The 17405-nt window shown below is 63.2% G+C and carries 14 protein-coding genes; 9 read left to right on the top strand and 5 right to left on the bottom strand.

Translation table 11 applies throughout. From position 1 onward, the window contains the following. Window positions 1–232 precede the first annotated feature (232 nt). Window positions 233–490: a hypothetical protein gene (locus JHD59_RS06100; protein ID WP_199153581.1), complete on the top strand. Its 258-nt coding sequence runs from the start codon at window positions 233–235 to the stop codon at window positions 488–490. On the opposite strand, the gene tssA is transcribed toward JHD59_RS06100, so the two are convergent. Genes tssA through JHD59_RS06075 form a run of 5 tightly spaced genes read right to left on the bottom strand, consistent with a single transcriptional unit; the run spans window position 487 to window position 7903 of the window. Beyond that, a complete protein-coding gene (gene tssA / locus JHD59_RS06095) occupies window positions 487–1587 on the bottom strand; it encodes a type VI secretion system protein TssA (RefSeq protein ID WP_199153580.1) in 1101 nt (366 codons plus the stop codon). The two genes, JHD59_RS06100 and tssA, sit on opposite strands and share 4 nt — an antisense overlap. After that, window positions 1571–5377, bottom strand: coding sequence for a type VI secretion protein IcmF/TssM N-terminal domain-containing protein (locus JHD59_RS06090; RefSeq protein WP_199153579.1), 3807 nt, complete (start codon window positions 5375–5377; stop codon window positions 1571–1573). Before JHD59_RS06090 ends, tssA begins: the two co-directional genes overlap by 17 nt. Window positions 5378–5379: 2 nt before the next feature. Further along, window positions 5380–6144: a DotU/TssL family secretion system protein gene (locus tag JHD59_RS06085; RefSeq protein ID WP_199153578.1), complete on the bottom strand. Its 765-nt coding sequence runs from the start codon at window positions 6142–6144 to the stop codon at window positions 5380–5382. After that, complete coding sequence (gene tssK, locus JHD59_RS06080; protein ID WP_368671536.1) at window positions 6141–7475, bottom strand: type VI secretion system baseplate subunit TssK; 1335 nt, start codon at window positions 7473–7475, stop codon at window positions 6141–6143. The genes JHD59_RS06085 and tssK overlap by 4 nt, the downstream gene beginning before the upstream one ends. Before the next feature lie 35 nt (window positions 7476–7510). After that, window positions 7511–7903 (bottom strand): hypothetical protein, encoded by a 393-nt coding sequence (locus tag JHD59_RS06075; protein ID WP_199153576.1) that lies wholly within the window; start codon window positions 7901–7903, stop codon window positions 7511–7513. Window positions 7904–8178: 275 nt separating this feature from the next. Here JHD59_RS06075 and tssB point away from each other — a divergent pair, with 275 nt between their 5' ends. From tssB to JHD59_RS06035, 8 genes are all read left to right on the top strand, one after another. Next, window positions 8179–8793, top strand: coding sequence for a type VI secretion system contractile sheath small subunit (tssB, locus tag JHD59_RS06070; protein ID WP_199153575.1), 615 nt, complete (start codon window positions 8179–8181; stop codon window positions 8791–8793). Between the two features lie 38 nt (window positions 8794–8831). Beyond that, window positions 8832–10313: a type VI secretion system contractile sheath large subunit gene (gene tssC, locus JHD59_RS06065; RefSeq protein ID WP_199153574.1), complete on the top strand. Its 1482-nt coding sequence runs from the start codon at window positions 8832–8834 to the stop codon at window positions 10311–10313. Between the two features lie 65 nt (window positions 10314–10378). Then, on the top strand, window positions 10379–10870 hold the full coding sequence (locus JHD59_RS06060) for a type VI secretion system tube protein TssD (RefSeq protein WP_199153573.1): 492 nt from the start codon (window positions 10379–10381) through the stop codon (window positions 10868–10870). 12 nt (window positions 10871–10882) lie between these two features. Continuing rightward, window positions 10883–11347, top strand: a complete 465-nt coding sequence (tssE, locus tag JHD59_RS06055) for a type VI secretion system baseplate subunit TssE (RefSeq protein WP_199153572.1) — start codon at window positions 10883–10885, stop codon at window positions 11345–11347. Further along, window positions 11347–13146, top strand: a complete 1800-nt coding sequence (tssF, locus tag JHD59_RS06050) for a type VI secretion system baseplate subunit TssF (RefSeq protein WP_199153571.1) — start codon at window positions 11347–11349, stop codon at window positions 13144–13146. Before tssE ends, tssF begins: the two co-directional genes overlap by 1 nt. Further along, complete coding sequence (gene tssG, locus JHD59_RS06045) at window positions 13110–14126, top strand: type VI secretion system baseplate subunit TssG (RefSeq protein ID WP_199153570.1); 1017 nt, start codon at window positions 13110–13112, stop codon at window positions 14124–14126. The genes tssF and tssG overlap by 37 nt, the downstream gene beginning before the upstream one ends. Beyond that, the gene (gene tssH / locus JHD59_RS06040; RefSeq protein WP_199153569.1) at window positions 14123–16678 is read left to right on the top strand and encodes a type VI secretion system ATPase TssH; all 2556 of its coding nucleotides are present in this window, start codon (window positions 14123–14125) and stop codon (window positions 16676–16678) included. Before tssG ends, tssH begins: the two co-directional genes overlap by 4 nt. A 31-nt stretch (window positions 16679–16709) precedes the next feature. After that, the gene (locus JHD59_RS06035; RefSeq protein ID WP_199153568.1) at window positions 16710–17186 is read left to right on the top strand and encodes a hypothetical protein; all 477 of its coding nucleotides are present in this window, start codon (window positions 16710–16712) and stop codon (window positions 17184–17186) included. The last annotated feature ends 219 nt before the right edge of the window (window positions 17187–17405 follow it).

Genomic DNA, 17405 nt, shown 5'->3' with positions numbered 1-17405 from the left:
TTACGCGTGCGTCAACAAGCTAGCCCTGCCACAAATCGGACAAACCTACACTAAAGTACAGGTGAAAATTGATTTCATGTCGCTTTCTTGAAGGATAACACGCTGCACCTGCCAACCTGCCAGGATAGTCTTTAAGTCACGCGCCCAAGCGGCCCAGAAGCTGGCGCGCCCCCCGTTGAAGCGTACCAATGCTACCATCCAAGCCATGCCTAAACCATGAGCAGGTCCGACTATGTACGACGAAAATGACTTGATCGAATCCCCCTTGCAACAGAAATACACCTCCGAGGGCAAGACCGTAGAAGTGTGTATCTACCGCCTGCCTGACACGGGATGGACGCTCGAAATTGTGGACGAGTACAACAATTCCACAATCTTCGACGGCGAGTTTGAGTCCGACCAAGACGCATTCGATCTTTTCCTGAAAGAAGTGGAAGAGGAAGGAATCGAATCGATGATAGGTCCCAAAACGGGATCATCATTGCACTAGGGCAACACACCCAGCAAAGACCACAGCCTGCGAGACTCGGCGTCGCTATCCAATAGTTCTGCCAGGAGTTCACGCAAAGGCTTGTCGCCCCATTCCACTGCGCGCTGAATCAAATAGGGCACTGGACTGTGCGGTTCGGTACGCGCCAGATAATCGGCGATTCGCCGTAGCTGCCGATAAGCCTCTTCACGGCTGGCAGGATCTCTTGCAACAGCGGGCATCGCCACATCAATTTCGACTGAATGGGCGGACGGCTTGTCGACTTGAGCCGCAGCGGATGGCGCCGGTTGCTCACGCTGGCCATCGTCTGGGCACATGGCGGCGAGCTCATTCAACGCGTGCGCCAACTGATCCAATGCGAGCCACAAGGCGCCAAACGAAGGCGTTTCCTCCGCCATGGCATGCTCGCACCACTCCTCCAGGCGTTGCAAGGCGCTGCGACTTCCGGCCAAGGCATCCAGATCATCCTTGCCCACGCTGCCTGGCTGAGAGCGCACTCTTTCTTCAAGCAATCGCATCTCCTGCCTGGCCTTGGCCATTTCATCTGCCGTCTCGCCCTTCCCTAGCCTACGTTTCAAGTCGCGCCAATGAGCCAAGGTCAGCGCATGATCCCCTCCGCTCGAAGCCAGCAAAGGCATTCTCATTTCCACTGTGCTGGCGTAGCATTTCGCCAGCCACTCAAGCGGCCCGGCGCGAAAAGACATATCCCCGTCGCGTGGCTGCGGATGCAGATCGTCCCAATAGCTCTCGCAATAATGCAGCACCAAGGTCAACGCCGCCTCCAATCCGGAAAGGCCTAGCAGATGCAGCCACGACTCGCCCAGCCAGGCTGCCACCATCAAGTCCTTGCTTCTCCCGGTCAACACTTCTTGCGCCAATTTCTCCACGCCAATCCAATCGGCTTTCTTCAGATCGCTTTCCCATACTCCAGCAGGCAGGGTGGGGTCATCTTCGCGTCGCAATTCGCGGAGCTGGTCGTATTCAGGGCTATAGCGCACCGGCTCGCCGCAAGGATTGCTGTCCTGGATCGGCTGCAGCAAGGCAATCAATCGGGCTTTCATTTCAGGATGCGTTAGCGCCTCAATCCCTTCTGCCATCATTCTTCCCCTTGCTATCTGCTACGTTGATGCTGCCTGCAGCACGCTCATCGCTTCGATACGGCGATGGGGGCGCAAGATATGGCAAGGTCCCCACTGCTACATTTCCTTTCGCGGGGTTCGCCAACGCCAGCCTTAAAAACATGCGAGCATGGCTTAATCCAGCGCCGTCTGCATTACGAACAGGCAGGTTCAACATCAGGGCCCAATCGCCATTGCGGCCAGCTAGGTTTGACGGCGCCTGGTTATCCCTCATCAAGCGCAGCAGTGCCCATTGGCCGTCATAGCTCCAGCTGGCAATGCGGTCGAACACGCTTAAGCCTCGCTGACTTGCGTCATCGGCAGGGGCCTGAGCGGAATCCTTGGCCCAACGCAGCGTCAGCGTCACGGGCTGGCCCACAACCCAATGCACCCTTGAAGTAGTGCTGGCCGGATAAGAAGTCCTTTGTCCGCCCGCGCTCCATGTCCATTCGATGACCTGATCCGCGGCGCGCTCCCGTTCGCGATCGGTACGCCAACGCAAGTCCAAGTCCACGCCTTGCCAGGCGCCACTGTTATCCCGCGCGAACAACGGGGCAAGCCAAGATCGGGCATCACGGGCTTGTTCCAAGAAGCGTCTGGCCGCCAATACCCGGTCAGATTTCAGATCGCGCAAGCCGCCGCTTGCAAGTTCGACATTGTCGTCCAACAGTTTCAGAAACTCTGCAACCCGCTCCGGTGCGGCATCCTCCGCGCCGGCATTCGCGGAGAAGGGAAAACGATTCGCCAGATACTGATTGAAATACGCGGCCAAGCGCTGATAAGCCGCCGCGCCGACTTTCCCACGCAAGGCATCGCAACGGCTGCCGGCCATTTTCACCAAAGCCTGGGCCCGATCCGCGAACAGATTGCCAGCGACAGGCAAGGCAGCCTGGTCCAAAACGCGCCGACAGTTGCCCACATCCATATCATTCAACTCGCGGCTGATCAGCGCCTCCAGCAAAGCCGGCGCGCTATCGACAGCCTTTTCGCGATAGCGGCGCAACTCCGCATCGGTTTTCTGCCAACGCTCTATCAGAGCCTGGTCGCCAACAGGCAAGGCTTCTTTACGCGGAGCCAGCCAAGACAGGCTGGATGCCTGGGCCTGCACAATGCCGCCCAGCCAATCAATCTGGCCGGCAAGATACTGTTTCAGCTCGCCTTCGTTCGCCGCGCGAAACGCTTTGGCACCGGCATTGCGCGCACCATCCCACCAATCGAACCCTCCTCGCTGCGGCCTGTAGGCCTCGGACGATTGCAACAACAAGCTGGCGCCACGCAAGGAGGCAAGCGCCCGGCGGTCCATTTCCGCCACCACCTCATCTCGCAAATCCGAGCGCCCCAAATCCTCGAAGGCCGCCAGCAATGCAGGCATCTGACGTGCCATCGCGTCGAAATCGGCAGCGGCCCCGGCAACCTCGCCAGGCTTGGCCATATCGACGCGCCGTCCCAATTCATAGCGCATCCTGCCAGCCATTACCGCGTTCATCGCCACTACCGCCCCTTCTCGATATTCAAACGGCAAATCGGCACTCGCCAGCAGCTTCTGGTAATCGCCATGATCGCGCATGACCGCAACCAAACGGGCTGCATTCATTCCCGTTAAACTGGACGGCTTGCCATCGTCTCCAGAAGGCCGCGACAAGAAAGCCTCCAAGGCTATCTGCAACTGCGACAAGGGTTTCTTCAGAATGAGATTGCCGGATGACTGCTGCTCCAGCAGGCTGCTGGACGTCGACTGGGAAAGCCATTGCCGGTGAAATGCCTGCCGGGATCGGCGCCCCGCGTCCTCGGCAGCCGCTACCACATCGCTGCCGATCAGGCTGCTGCGCGCCGCCTTGTCCATCATCGCGCCATAACCAGGCACCAGTTCCCGACCGGACGCGCGGCTCCAGGCGCTATTGATTGAATTGGTCAGGCGCTGCAGCATGTCTATGCCATCCACCAATTGCCGCAGTTGCTGCGCAGAATTGATGCGGCGATTAGTCAAATCCTTGAGCCGGTCTTCCACGATATCGGCTGTCCGCGAGAAGGTCTTGCCGGTATAGAGGCGGTCATACCAAGTCTGCATCGCATCCTGAAAATGCGCCGAGGTGAGCGGACGGATCTGGTTAAGCCTGACCAGTTGGCCCAAAGGCTGATCTGACGATGCCAAAGCCTCAGCCAGATGGGCTTTGGCACCCGTTGGCAACGGCACAAGATTCAGCTCGAATAAACTGTTGAGCAACGGTACCGCCTCATCCGGCGCCGCCGCCGGATCTTGCACCGCTCGGTTGTAGCGTCCCACTTGCCGCTCCAGATTGCTGGCAGCCTCAGCCAATTGACGGGCCTGCGCATATTCCGGCCAGCTGTCGGGAGAGGCATCCTCATCCACATCCTGCATGTCGCTCTCGCCAATGCGCGCCACTTTTGAGGCATCGCGCAACAGACGCAGCTGGGTCGGCTTCAAAATGATGTCTGCGAACGCTTCGCGCCAAGACTGGTCAACCCGCTCATCCAGCGATGAAAAGAAAGACGTTGGTAACAAAACGGTGGCAAACCTTCGTTGCGGGATTTGTCCTAGCGCCCGCCACAGCAAGGCCATGCGTTGCACCGCCTGGGCGTCTCCAACCTGGCGCGCCGCCACGCCGCCGCTTTCCTGCAGGTAAGATTGCCGCTGCTGCCTCAGCACCTCTACACGCTCCGTCGCCACATTCCAAAACCAGGTCATGCCGGCCATCCACAGCACGGACACCAGCCCAGCGCCGACCAAAGCCCAACGCTGCCAGCGCCTGCGCAGTCGAAGAATGCGCGGCACAGGCTGTGCCAAACCTTGCTCCGCCAAAATGCGCCGCCTCAGCAGACGGCCGGCAAAAACCGGAGCCGCGGGCTCTGCGCCTTCCTCAGCCATGGCCTGCGCGCCAATAAAATAAATGCCGCGCAAGGATGGGGCTTCTCCAAGCGCATTGCCGCGGAATACGGGATCGCACAAACTTTGCAAATTAGCGCGCGCGGCAGCCAAGCGTCGCGGCAGAAGATACAGCTCCGGCGAAATGCTTCCCTGCAGCGCGCCAATCTCCGCTACCGCTTCGCTCACGGTTTGCTGCAGACTCTCCAACGCCAGCCCTATCCACTCAGACTGATAAGCCATTGTCGGAGCATAGGGCGAAGTCCAGCCCAGCGTCGCATCGCGCGCCTCCCGTGGCAGCGCCCTGGACAGGTCGAGAAAGCCCGGCACCTGCTCCGTTCCGCTTACAATGATGTAAATAGGCAAGCTCAAGCCCAAACGTTGCTGCAAATCGGCAAACTTGCGGCTGGCGGCCAAGCCAGCGCTCACAGACAAACTCTCGCTCCACAATTTGTCTGCCGACACCACCCAGATCAGCGCGTCCAGCGGCCTTTGCCCCCGCGCGCGCAGCAAAGCGCCCAGCAGTCGCCGCCAGGCAGACAAGGGGGCAAGCGCGCCTTCCGGATGCGTGAACATGTCGTCGGGGGGCACCAGCACCGCGCCATCATTGCCATACCACCATCGGCCAAACCAGTTGTCCTCTCCATCGCTTTTCAATTGCAAGGCCGCGGCCAGGCTTTCCGCGCCGCGCACCTGCTCGCCCAGCACCAGCACCCATGGCGTCTGGTAACGGTCATCCGCCCCGATTTCCCGTTCAAAACGGCGCACGGCTCCGCGAAAACTGCGCCGCGCCGGGTCTGCTTCCCGCCTAAACCACCACAGCCCCAGCGCGGCCAACAGAAGAAACAGCGCAATCCAGAACACCAGCCATGCAATAGACGCCATGCTCATTTTCCTACCCCGCGCTCCATATTGGCCTGGTACAGCAAGGGCTCCACCCGCAACTCAATGTCTCGCCAGAACAAGTGGCTTGCCGCCAATACCACGACGGCCAGCGCCGCGATGCCCAGTCCCAGCCGGAAACCATCGGGCAGCATTCTGCGCACTTCAATACGCTGCGGCGGCAATGCGCTGCCGCGTTCCAGCACCCTGTCCAGGCTGCGCGCGTCCACCTCGCGCTGGTGCACAAAAGCAAATAGCTCACGCCGCCATTCCTCGTGCAAACCCAGCCCGCCCCCGCTGCGCAAACGGCCATAAAAGCCCAGAATCAGGCACTGCAGACAGACCGTGGCCAAATCGCGGGTGGTCGGATCGCGCTCCCGCAGCACGCGTTCAATCAGCTCAGGCACCTTCTCGCCAGCCGTCCGGGTGCCAAACAGCCTTTGTTCCAGCGGAGCCTGTTGCCATGCCGCCTGACCTGGCCACTCCTGGAACAACAGCCGCTCATCCACCAACGCGACGAATAAATACTGCACGGCATCGATCTGCGATTGCCCGGCCGCGCCCACTCTGGCGCTGGCATTGCGGCTCAGGCGCCTGGTCAGCAGACTGGCCTGCTCCGCGGCCGACTCCACCACTCTGTCAACCGTAAAACCGCCAGACATCAATTCATCGTAAAACTGCAGCCACTCGGCATAGGCATCGCCAAACACCGTGGCAAGCGGCGCCTGAGTGATGGCGCCGAATGCCGGCAGCGTGCTTTCTTCCATCATTTTGCTTCCTCCAGCTCAGCAGCATCGGGCACAAACAGCAAAGCCTCCCATGGTTCGATGCCGACCACGCCGGACGGTTGGGTCATGCGCAAAGGCTCATCCTGCAGATACCATTCGCCCTGAGTCAGCAACATGAACAGCCGGGTATCATCGCCCACGCTGTAAGCGACTTGCTCCACAAGGTCCAGCGCCCGAAAGGACAGGCCACGCATGCGTTGCCTGGCGAGCATCGCGATGTGAGGCTCGGACGCCACAATGGCCTGCTCCAGCCAATGCCGCGCGGCAGAGACGGCCGCGCCGGCCGGCATGCGCAATCCGATCACCAGCTTGTCGCGATTGCGCGCGGCCTCAGGCAACTCAATCCAGAAGCCGTCAGCGTCCCGGTTGAACACACAGCTGCGATACCCGGCGCGTATCCGGTCCAGCCTTTCCGAGAGCCACCCGTGCAAGGCATCGAAACAGCCCAGCAAGTCCAGATAATTGAAAGGGGGAAACGCAGGCACGCCGGCAGCGGGATCCAAGGCCGACAACGCTCCCGCCATGCCCGCCAATAGAACGTAAAACTGGGAAGGATGGGCGCAACGCGCCCCCTGCGCCGCCTCCAGCTCAGGCAAGCGCTGCCAGAGCGCCGTCAGCAAACGGCTGATCTCCTCGATATCGTCTTCATTACCCGCTTCGCGCGCCTGGCGCAGCCGCCCGCCCAGGAAAACACACTTCTCGCGCGCCTTGGAGCATAGCGCCGCTATGCGGCGCCCCAAAACGCTCTCCGGGGCAATCCATGGAGACGGCGGAGCAAACGGCACACGCACAAAGCCTCCGCCTTGCTGAGCCACGCACAGCAAGGGCAAACTCACCATGTCGGCCAGAGAGGACTCGGTCAGCAATCGCACATCGGGCTGCCATAAGGTCAAGCTGGCCGGATTTTCCCCGCTGCTCAGGTCAGGCACCGCCTCGCCGATGACCGAGCGGTATCGTCCGGCCTGCGGATCCAGCCGCCCCCCTCGCCAGATAGGCGGCAAGGCCAGATGCACCATGACTCGCCCATCCGCCGCAGCCGCCACCTCGCCGCCGATCTCGCAAGCAAGCTCCTCCCCGCCGCCTGCGATGTAACGAACCGGCAAACCGTCGGGCAAAATCGCTTCCAACTCCAGCAATCTCACCACGCCGCCGATCAGCGCCGCTTCGTCCACCTCCAGGCGCAACACGCCCCAATAAAGCGGCTGCGCGGCGGCGGCCAGCGCTGCCGCCACCCCCTCGCCGCGCAAGCCCTGCAACTGGAAATGCTGCGGCAGCAACTGCATCCCCTCATACCAGCAAATCGCCTGCGGCACTGTTTTCAAACCACGCTCCCCTCGCTTGAAAAACATTACGGCTGGATCAGCCTCAAGTCCTTTTCTTCCAAACGAATCCAGGCTTTTCGGATCTCGCCGAGGTTCAGCCTATGCATGCCGGGCGAAGCGTATCCCGCAAAGACCAGCAGACCCTGCGCTCGCTCGCCATGAATGGGCACTTCTTCCGTCTCGACATGCTGTCCCGGCACCAGCTCCAGGCTCCAGATCTTCATTCCCTCTGGATAGTCGCGCTGCAGCTGCTCTCTTTGCTCGAACCACTTGGCTGCAGGCAACGATTGCAGCAGTTTTAACAGCTCCGGGTCCTTCACCGCGACAAAATCCACGGCCAAGGGCGTGTCGTCGTTGGCTCGCCGGGTCATGTCCAGCGTCACCGCGTCCAACTTGACGGACGGCCCCCATCCCAACACAGCGCAGGCCGACAACCCACCTGTCATTCCGGCCAGTAGCAGGCACATTGCGGCCGCGCGACACAAGAAGCTTGCTTTTATATCCACTAACGACATCGCCACCTCGACCAAAAAATTTTTTTGCAAAGCCTTGAATCTGGTTCTATAGATTTTGATAGACCATAGTCATTTATTAATGCAAATAGCAATGTCTATGTCTACAAAAATGAATTTGTCTTTGATGTGCAACATCGGGACAGGCTTCATCCGAACAGATAACAAGCGAGGTCTGACACATGGCTGAAAGCACTCAGCACAAGCTGGACAGGATCCGTCCGCCGCGCGTGCAAATCACCTATGACGTGGAAATCGGCAACGCTCTGGAAAAGCGCGAACTGCCGTTGGTAGTCGGCATCATGGCCGACTTGGCGGGCAAACAGGAGAAGCCGCTGCCGAAACTGGGCGAGCGGCGCTTTGTGGAAGTTGACCGCGACAACTTCAACCAGGTGATGTCGTCCCTTGCCCCGCGCGTCACCGCCCAGGTGGACAACGCGCTGTCCGACGACGGCAGCAAGCTGAACGTTGAGCTTAACTTCAGCCATATCGACGATTTCGACCCGGTCAGCATCGTCAAGCAAGTCAAACCGCTGCGCCGTCTCTACGAAGCTCGGCAGAAACTGCGCGACCTTCTGACAAAGCTGGACGGCAACGACGACCTGGACAAGCTGCTGCAAGACGTGATGGCCAATACCGAAGAGCTGCAAAAAATCCGCGCCGCGCAAACTGCCGCTCCATCCGCCGCCAAGGCTGACGCGGCGGCCGCCCCCAAGGCGGAGCAGCCGGTTTCCGCCGCGCCAGCCGCCGAAGCGCCGGCGCCGGAACCAGAACCGGAAACCCCGGCCGCGGAATGACGCGCCTCATGATCTCGCAATGACACTGGAGACACTCCATGGCTGAAACCCAAAATCAGGCTGCCGGCGGCGCCCAGACCGCCACGCTGTCGCTGTTGGACCGCATCATCCAGGAAGGCCGCATGGCCCACGATGAAGTGCAGCAGGAATACGCCAAAGACCTGCTGAACGAATTCGCCACCCAGGTGCTGGACGAAGGCATGGCCATCGACAAGGACACCGTGGCGATGATCAATCACCGCATCGCCATCATCGATCAGCTGCTGAGCAAGCAATTGAACAACATCCTGCATCATCCCGACGTGCAGAAACTGGAAGCCTCCTGGCGCGGCCTGCACTACCTGGTGATGAATACGGAAACCGGCTCCCGGCTCAAGCTGCGCCTACTCAACGCCAGCAAGGACGAGCTGCTCAACGACCTGGAAAAAGCAGTCGAATTCGACCAGAGCGCGCTGTTCAAGAAAGTGTACGAGGAGGAATACGGCACCTTCGGCGGCTACCCCATCAGCTTGCTGATCGGCGATTACGAATTCGGCCGCCACCCGCAGGACATCGCCTTGCTGGAAAAACTGTCCAACGTCGCCGCCGCCGCCCACGCGCCGCTGATCACGGCAGCCAGCCCGCGCCTGTTCGACATGGGCAGCTTCACCGAACTGGCCGTGCCGCGCGACCTGGCCAAAGTGTTCGAGAGCAGCGAACTGATCAAATGGCGCGCCTTCCGCGCCAGCGAGGACTCCCGCTACGTCAGCCTGGTGCTGCCGCGCGTGCTGATGCGCCTGCCCTACGGCCCGGAAACCCAGCCCACCGAGGGCATGAACTACGTTGAGGACGTGGACGGCACCGACCATGGCAAATACCTGTGGGGCAATGCCGCCTATGCGCTGGGCCAGCGCATCACCCAGGCCTTCGCCCAATATGGCTGGTGCGCAGCCATCCGCGGCGTGGAAGGCGGCGGCGCGGTGGAGGGCCTGCCAGCCCACACCTTCGGCACCGAAGCCGGCGACATCGCGCTGAAATGTCCCACCGAGATCGCCATCACCGACCGCCGCGAGAAAGAGCTGGACGCCTTGGGCTTCATCGCGCTGTGCCACAAGAAAAACACCGATCTCGCAGTGTTCTTCGGCGGCCAAACCGCCAACCAGCCCAAGCTCTACAACACCAACGAGGCCAATGCCAATTCGCGCATCTCCGCCATGCTGCCGTATGTGCTGGCCGCCTCGCGCTTCGCCCATTACATCAAGGTGATCATGCGCGACAAGATCGGCAGCTTCCTGAGCCGCGACAACGTGGAAACCTATCTGAACAACTGGATAGCCGACTACGTGCTGGTCAACGACAACGCCCCGCAGGAAGTGAAGGCCCAGTTTCCGCTGCGCGAGGCGCGGGTGGACGTCAGCGAGGTGCCGGGCAAACCGGGCACCTACCGCGCCACGGTCTTCCTGCGCCCGCACTTCCAGCTGGAGGAACTGACCGCATCCATCCGCCTGGTGGCCGAACTGCCGCCGCCGGTGGCCGCCTGACGCGACCAAGCAGGCCCGCCGCGCGGCGGGCCTGAACCGATACCTTCCAAGGAGAAAGCAAAGCAATGGACGCCATCATTCTGGACCTGGGCAGCGACATCAAGGGCGAGTGCAAGCTGACTGGTTACGCCGACAAGATCGAAGTGCTCTCTTATAGCCATAACGTGGCTTTGCAGGTTACCAATCAGCAAAACAGTGAACGCACATCGGGCAAAGCCTATTTGGGCGAGTTCAGCCTCACCAAATTCACCGATAAATCCACCCCTAGCCTCAACTCGTACTGCTGCCAAGGGAAAAATATTCCCGAAGCCAAAATCATTGTCGGCCGCAATGCCGCCAAGTCTGACAAGGAGATATTGCCCTACATCGTTTACACACTGACTAACGCCATCATTTCCAACGTGAGCGTCAGCGGCGGAACAGGGGGCAAACCAGTGGAAAATTTGTCGCTGAACTTCACCAAAATCAAGTGGGAAATCACTACCCAAAAAGATACCGGCGAAAAAGAAGGAACATCCGCCGCCTCCTGGGGCTTGGTCGAAAACGCATTAGGCTAAACAGACACATCCATGCGCCCAGCCCCCCAGTTCCGCCCCGCCCTGTTCGAGCTCCTGGCCGATGCCGAACCGCGCCAACCGCTGGAAGCGGAGCCGCGCTTACGCGTCAGCCGCGGCCAGCTGCAAGAATCGGTGCGGGCGGAGCTGGAGCGGCTGCTGTCCAGCCGCCGCGCGGCCCGGCCGTACTTGAACGAACCCAGCGTCATCGACTACGGCGTGGCGGACTGGAGCGCGCTGCATCCTGCCCGCGCCGAAGACAGGCAACGGCTGGCGCGCGAAATCCGCCTGGCCATCCGCGCTTACGAACCGCGCCTGGCATCCCCCGCCGTCAGCGTGGACCTGGCTGACCGTCCGCATGCGCTGCGCGTGCGCATAGAAGGGCTGCTGAATGCAGACGGCCAGCGCTGGCCGGCGGCCTTTGTCGCCGAGCTTAACCCATCCGGCGCGCGGCTGGCCGCCTGCGAGGAGGCCGACTGATGGAATCGCTAGACCCGCGCCTGCTCGACTACTACCAGCACGAGCTATCCTATCTGCGCCACGCCGGCGGCGAATTCGCCTTGCGCTATCCCAAGGTGGCGCGCCGCTTGCAGCTGGGCGATTCCGAATGCCCGGACCCGCAAGTGGAAAGGCTGCTGGAAGGCTTCGCGCTGCTGTGCGCCCGTCTGCAGCGCCGCCTGGACGACGACTACTCGGAACTGGCCGACGCGCTGCTGGAGCAGCTCTACCCGCACGCCTTGCGGCCGATGCCGTCCTGCGCCGTCGTACGCTTCGAGCCGGACCCGGACAAGGGCAAGCTGGACGCCGGCTACCGCATTCCGCGCGGCACGCCCTTGTTCGCCGACACCACCGCCGGCGACACGCTGCGCTTCCGCACCGCCGCCGACGCCGTGCTGTGGCCGCTTGCGGTCGCGGACGCCGCGCTGCTGACCGAGGACGAAGCCCAGGCCGCCAGCGGCCTGCCCCAGGCCCGCGCCGCGCTGGCTCTGCGGCTGGAAAAACTGGGGCCGGAACCGCTGGGCGCGCTGCCGCTGAGCGCGCTGCGCATCCATCTGGCCGGCTCGCCCATTTACGCCGCCGCGCTGTACGACCTGCTCTCCGCCCATAGCCTGCAAATCAGCTGCCGCCTGCCGGACCAGCCGGGACTGGCTCCTGTCGTCCGCCCAGGGGCGCGGCCGCGCGCCTGCGGCTTTTCCGCGGACGAAGCGCTGCTGCCGGACGAAGACGGCGTCCACCCCGCGCATGCCCTGTTGGCGGAATACTTCGCCTGCCCGGAAAAATTCCTGTTCTTCGACTTGCCGCTCGCCGTGCCGCGCCAAGCGCGGCGGCAGCTGGAAATCATCATCGCCTTCGACCGCGCGCCCGCTGCGCGCATCGGCCTGCAGCCGGGCGATATCGCGCTGGGCTGCGCGCCGGTGGTCAACCTGTTTCCGCACACGTCCGAACCGCTGCGCCCCGATGGCAGCCGCAGCGAATACCTGTTGACGGCGGACGCCCACCGCGACCGCAGCGTGGAAATCCATTCCATCCGCCAAGTGCGCGCCGTCAGCGCCGACGGCGCGCGCGTGGTCCCGCCGTATTTTTCCTGCGCCCACGGCCGGGAAGACGCCGGCCGCTACTGGCATGCGCGCCGGGTCAGCAGCATCCATCGCCAGCGGCCCGGCAGCGACATGCTGCTCACCCTGGTGGATGCCGATTTCGACCCGCAGCAGCCCTCGGACCTCAGCCTCACCGCGGAGCTGCTGTGCACCAACCGCCACCTGGCGGAACAGCTGCCGGCCGGCGCGGCGCTGATGTTCGAGCTGCCCGGCCCGGTGGGGCAGGCGCGGCTGCTGCGCCCGCCGCGCCCGCAAACCCAGCCGGCGCTGGACGGCGCGTCGCGATGGAAGCTGGCTTCGCTGCTCAACCTCAATCACCTGTCGCTGAGCGAAGGGCCGCAGGCGCTGGCGGCGCTGCGCGAAATGCTGGCCCTGCACAATCAGGGAGAACAAGCGGCGGCGCGCCGCCAGATAGAAGGGCTGGCCTCGCTCTCCTGCGAACGCATCGTCGATCATGTGGGGGCCGACGCCTGGCGCGGCTGGCGCAACGGCCTGCTGCTGACGCTGCAGCTGGACCCAGCCTGCTTCGCCGGCGCCAGCCCGGTGCTGTTCGCGGCCGTGCTGGCGCATTTCTTCGCCCTGTACGCCCACGCCAACCGTTTCATCCGCACCCGCCTCGTCCACCAGCATCAGGAGATCCAATCATGGCAGCCGCCCTCCGGCCCCAGCCTGGTTCTGTAGCGGAACGGCTGCTCAGCCAGCCGCAGGGCTTCGAGTTCGCCCAGGCGGTGATGCTGCTGGAGCGGCTGCGGCCCGACGCCGCGCCGCTGGGCAGCGGCGCCGATCCGGCGCGCGAGGCGGTGCGCTTGCGCGGGCCGCTGGCGCCGCTGTTCGCCGCCAGCGAACTGGACGCGCTGCAAGACGACGGCGACGGCCTGACCCTGAGCGTGGCCTCCTTCGGCCTGGGCGGGCCGGACGGCCCCCTGCCTTACGCTTACCAGGAGTGGCTGCAACAGCGCAAGCTGGCCAAAGACCCTGCGCCGGCGGCTTTCCTGCAACTATTCCAGCACCGGCTCTTGTCCCTGCTCTACCGCGTGCGGCGGCGCTACCGGCTGGCGCCGGGCTACGCCGCGCCGCACAGCAGCCCGGCCCGGCCCTTGCTGCTCAGCCTGTGCGGCCTGCTGCCGGCCGGCTTGCAAGGCCGCCAGGCGGTGGCGGACGCCGCGCTGCTGGCGCGCGCCGCCCTGTTGGCCGACCGCCGCCGCTCGCTGGCCGGATTTGTCGCGCTGGCGCGCCATCACTTCGGCGCGCCGTTTGCCGCCGAACCCTTCGCCGGCGGCTGGCGCGACATTCCGCCCGCCAGCCGCAGCGCCATAGGCCCCAACGGCCGCAATGCCCGCCTGGGCCAGGGCGCGTTGGCCGGCAGCCGCGCCTGGGACGAGCACGCCGGCATCCGCCTGATTATCGGCCCCTTGTCCGCCGCGCTGTATCACAGCTTCCTGCCCGGGGCGGAACGCCACCGCGCCCTGGCCGCGCTGGCGGCGTTCTATTTCGGCCCGGACCTGGACATCCAGCTGACGCTGCGCCTGCAGACCGCGCCCGCCCCGCTGCGGCTGCGCCGCGACGCCGCCCCCCGCCTCTGCTGGGACAGCTGGCTGGGCGGCGGCGATGGCGAAAAACTGCTGCGCACCCGCCTGCGCCAGGCGGAGGACGCGCGATGAGCGCGGAACTGGCGCAACTGGTGTCCCGCCTCAACCCCGGCTGCCGCAAGGCGCTGGAGCAGGCGGCCCAGCGCTGCCTGCAGCAAAGCCACTATTACGTGGAAATCGAACACGTGCTGCTGGAGCTGCTGGACATGCCGGATGGCGACCTGCCGCCGCTGCTGCCCAAGCTGGGCCTGAGCGCCGACCAGCTGGGCGCGGAGCTGCGCCGCAGCCTGGACCAGTTCAAGCGCGGCGAAACCCGCGCCCCGGCCTTCTCCAGCCATACCGTGGCCTGGCTCAAGGAAGCGCTGCTGCTGGCCACGCTGCGCCAAGAGGCCAGCATCCGCTCCGGCCTGCTGCTGCTCACCCTGCTGGAGCGGGACGAGCTGCGCAACCTGCTGCTGATCGGCGCGCCCTGCCTGCTGCGCGCGCCGCGCCAGCCGCTGAGCGAACAACTGGACGCCTGGGCCGCCGCCGCGCGCCAAGCGCCAGCCTCCGGCGCGGAGCCGGCCTCCGCCCTGGCCCGCTTCACCCACGACCTGGTAGCCGACGCCCGCGCCGGCCGCATCGACCCCATCGTCGGCCGCGACGGCGAAATTCGCCAATGCCTGGACATCCTGCTGCGCCGCCGCCAGAACAACCCCATCCTGGTGGGCGCGCCCGGCGTGGGCAAAACCGCGGTGGCGGAAGGCCTGGCGCTGCGCATCGCCCACGAGGAAGTGCCGCCGGCGCTGGCCGGCGTGGGCCTGCTGGCGCTGGACCTGGGTCTGCTGCAGGCCGGGGCCGGCCTGAAAGGCGAGTTTGAACAACGGCTGAACGGCGTGATGGACGAAGTCCGCGCCGCCGCCCGGCCCATCATCCTGTTCATCGACGAAGCCCACACCCTGGTGGGCGCCGGCGCGGCCGAGGGCCACAGCGACGCCGCCAACCTGCTCAAGCCGGCGCTGGCGCGCGGCGAGCTGCGCACCGTGGCCGCCACCACCTGGCAGGAATACAAGAAATACTTCGAACGCGACCCGGCTCTGGCGCGGCGCTTCCAGCCGGTGCAAGTGGAAGAGCCGGACGAAGACAGCGCCGTGGCCATGCTGCGCGGCGTCGCCGCCCGGCTGGAACAGCACCACGGCGTGCGCATCCTGGACGCCGCCATCCACGACGCGGTCAAACTGTCCCACCGCTACATCTCCGGCCGCCAGCTGCCGGACAAGGCCATCAGCGTGCTGGACACCGCCTGCGCCCGCGTGGCGCTGGCCCAGCACGACCAGCCGCCGCAGCTGGAAAACCTGCGCCACCGTCAGGCCATGCTGGACGAAGAACTGGAGCGGCTGCTGAACGAACAGGCCACCGGCCTGGACCACGCCGCCCGCATCGCCGCGCTGCGCCGCGACCGCGCCGAACACGCCGCCGCCATGCGCGAGCTGAGCGCGCGCTGGCAGGACGAGCTGAACGCGGTGCGCGAAATCCTGCGCGTCCGCCAACAGCTGCAACAGCTGCAAGCCGCGCTGCCCGCCGGCGAACCGCCGCTGCTGCTGCTCGAAGAAGACGAAGCCGAAGACGGCGACGACGCCGTGCCGGCCACGCGGCTGGCGGCGCAACTGGCGCGGCTGGAAGCCGGCCTGGACGCGCTGCGCCAGGACGACCCGCTGGTGCCGGAGCATGTGGACTCCAAGGCGGTGGCCGCCGTCATCGCCGGCTGGACCGGCATCCCGGTGGGCAAGATGCTGGCCGACGAAGCCTACGCCATCCGCACCCTGGCCCAGCGCATGGGCCAGCGCGTGATCGGCCAGCCGGCCGCGCTGGGCAAGATCGCCCAACGCATCCAGGCCTACCGCGCCGGCCTCACCGACCCCGGCAAGCCGGTGGGCGTGTTCCTGCTGCTCGGCCCCACTGGCGTCGGCAAGACCGAAACCGCCTACGCGCTGGCCGACGCCCTCTACGGCGGCGAACGCAATCTGATCGTGGTCAACCTGGCGGAATACCAGGAAGCCCACAGCGTCAGCCAGCTCAAGGGCGCGCCGCCCGGCTACGTTGGCTACGGCCAGGGTGGCGTGCTAACCGAAGCAGTGCGGCGCAAGCCCTACAGCGTGGTGCTGCTCGACGAAATCGAGAAAGCCCACCCGGACGTGCTGGAAGCCTTTTACAACGTATTCGACAAGGGAATCATGGAAGACGGCGCCGGCCTGACGGTGGACTTCAACAACACCATCATCCTGGCCACCAGCAACGTCGGCGCCGAACTGGTGCTGGACACCCCCACCGACCAGCTCGGCAGCGACGCCTTCAACGAACGCCTGCGCAAGGTGCTGCTCCAGGCCTTCCGCCCCGCCTTCCTCGCCCGCATGACCGTCGTGCCCTACCGCCCGCTGGACGAAACCACGCTGGAAGGCATCGTCCTGGCCAAGCTGGAAAAACTGCGGGAACGCTACAAGACCGCCACCGGCAAACAGTTCGACTTCGACCCCGCCATCGTGAAAGCGGTGCTCGCCAAATGTAGCGCAGCGGGTGCGCGGGATATCGAGAATGTGTTGATGGCGCAGGTGACGGGGAAGTTGGCGGAGTGGGTGTTGGAGTAAATCTCATAGTCGCATCTGGAGATGCATATCAATGAAAGAATATAACTCCATTCAAGGTTACACCTTCAAGCCAATAAAGAGAAACTTTGACAACAAAAAATTCCATGCGCCATACATGCTCCAGAATAACAACAGCGGAGCACCTCAAGGTTGTTTTCTTTTTAAATCAACAGAAGACTCTGACGTAAAAGCTAAAAATAAATACGACCAGCTTAAGCTCACCCCTAAAGAGAACATGGCTATCGCAATAGCCGCAAGACGGGTTGCTATAAGATCAGAACTCAGCGAAATATATCCGGCAGAGCTTGAATCGATTCAAAAAGGATATAATAAGACGCTTCCGATCAGACACCTCGACACTACCTTGGTCATTGTATACAGCGTTGAATTTGCAACTATATGCTTGACCTTCAGCCCTTACGCTATCAACTACAAAAAAAACAAGTATGTACTGCAAGGACGACCGCAAGGCTACCCGAGCCTGCTTCATTCCAAACCACCCCCATAACTTCCCTATCACTTATCCACAACAAGCCAATCTCAAACAACAAGCCAGTAAGAAAACATAAGAAATACCACTATCAAATACGGCAACCAACACGAAGGAAGCATCATGAATCGATACAAATTAAAACAAAGCCAAGAAAAGTCTTGCGGAGCTGCAGCATCTGCTGTCGCACAGGCCGAACTCCTGTCTCTTATACACATCTCCGAGCCCACGAGACTC

The sequence above is a fragment of the Chromobacterium sp. ASV23 genome (genome assembly GCF_016428945.1).
Lineage (GTDB): Bacteria > Pseudomonadota > Gammaproteobacteria > Burkholderiales > Chromobacteriaceae > Chromobacterium > Chromobacterium sinusclupearum.
This window is presented reverse-complemented; position numbering and strand designations above follow the sequence as displayed.

What these genes read in the sequence shown, in the direction of transcription:
- JHD59_RS06100 (WP_199153581.1), top strand. Translation starts at nt 233, where the DNA reads ATGTACGACGAAAATGACTTGATCGAATCCCCCTTGCAACAGAAATAC.
- tssA (WP_199153580.1), bottom strand. Translation starts at nt 1,587, where the DNA reads ATGGCAGAAGGGATTGAGGCGCTAACGCATCCTGAAATGAAAGCCCGA.
- JHD59_RS06090 (WP_199153579.1), bottom strand. Translation starts at nt 5,377, where the DNA reads ATGGCGTCTATTGCATGGCTGGTGTTCTGGATTGCGCTGTTTCTTCTG.
- JHD59_RS06085 (WP_199153578.1), bottom strand. Translation starts at nt 6,144, where the DNA reads ATGATGGAAGAAAGCACGCTGCCGGCATTCGGCGCCATCACTCAGGCG.
- tssB (WP_199153575.1), top strand. Translation starts at nt 8,179, where the DNA reads ATGGCTGAAAGCACTCAGCACAAGCTGGACAGGATCCGTCCGCCGCGC.
- tssC (WP_199153574.1), top strand. Translation starts at nt 8,832, where the DNA reads ATGGCTGAAACCCAAAATCAGGCTGCCGGCGGCGCCCAGACCGCCACG.
- JHD59_RS06060 (WP_199153573.1), top strand. Translation starts at nt 10,379, where the DNA reads ATGGACGCCATCATTCTGGACCTGGGCAGCGACATCAAGGGCGAGTGC.
- tssE (WP_199153572.1), top strand. Translation starts at nt 10,883, where the DNA reads ATGCGCCCAGCCCCCCAGTTCCGCCCCGCCCTGTTCGAGCTCCTGGCC.
- tssF (WP_199153571.1), top strand. Translation starts at nt 11,347, where the DNA reads ATGGAATCGCTAGACCCGCGCCTGCTCGACTACTACCAGCACGAGCTA.
- tssG (WP_199153570.1), top strand. Translation starts at nt 13,110, where the DNA reads ATGGCAGCCGCCCTCCGGCCCCAGCCTGGTTCTGTAGCGGAACGGCTG.
- tssH (WP_199153569.1), top strand. Translation starts at nt 14,123, where the DNA reads ATGAGCGCGGAACTGGCGCAACTGGTGTCCCGCCTCAACCCCGGCTGC.
- JHD59_RS06035 (WP_199153568.1), top strand. Translation starts at nt 16,710, where the DNA reads ATGAAAGAATATAACTCCATTCAAGGTTACACCTTCAAGCCAATAAAG.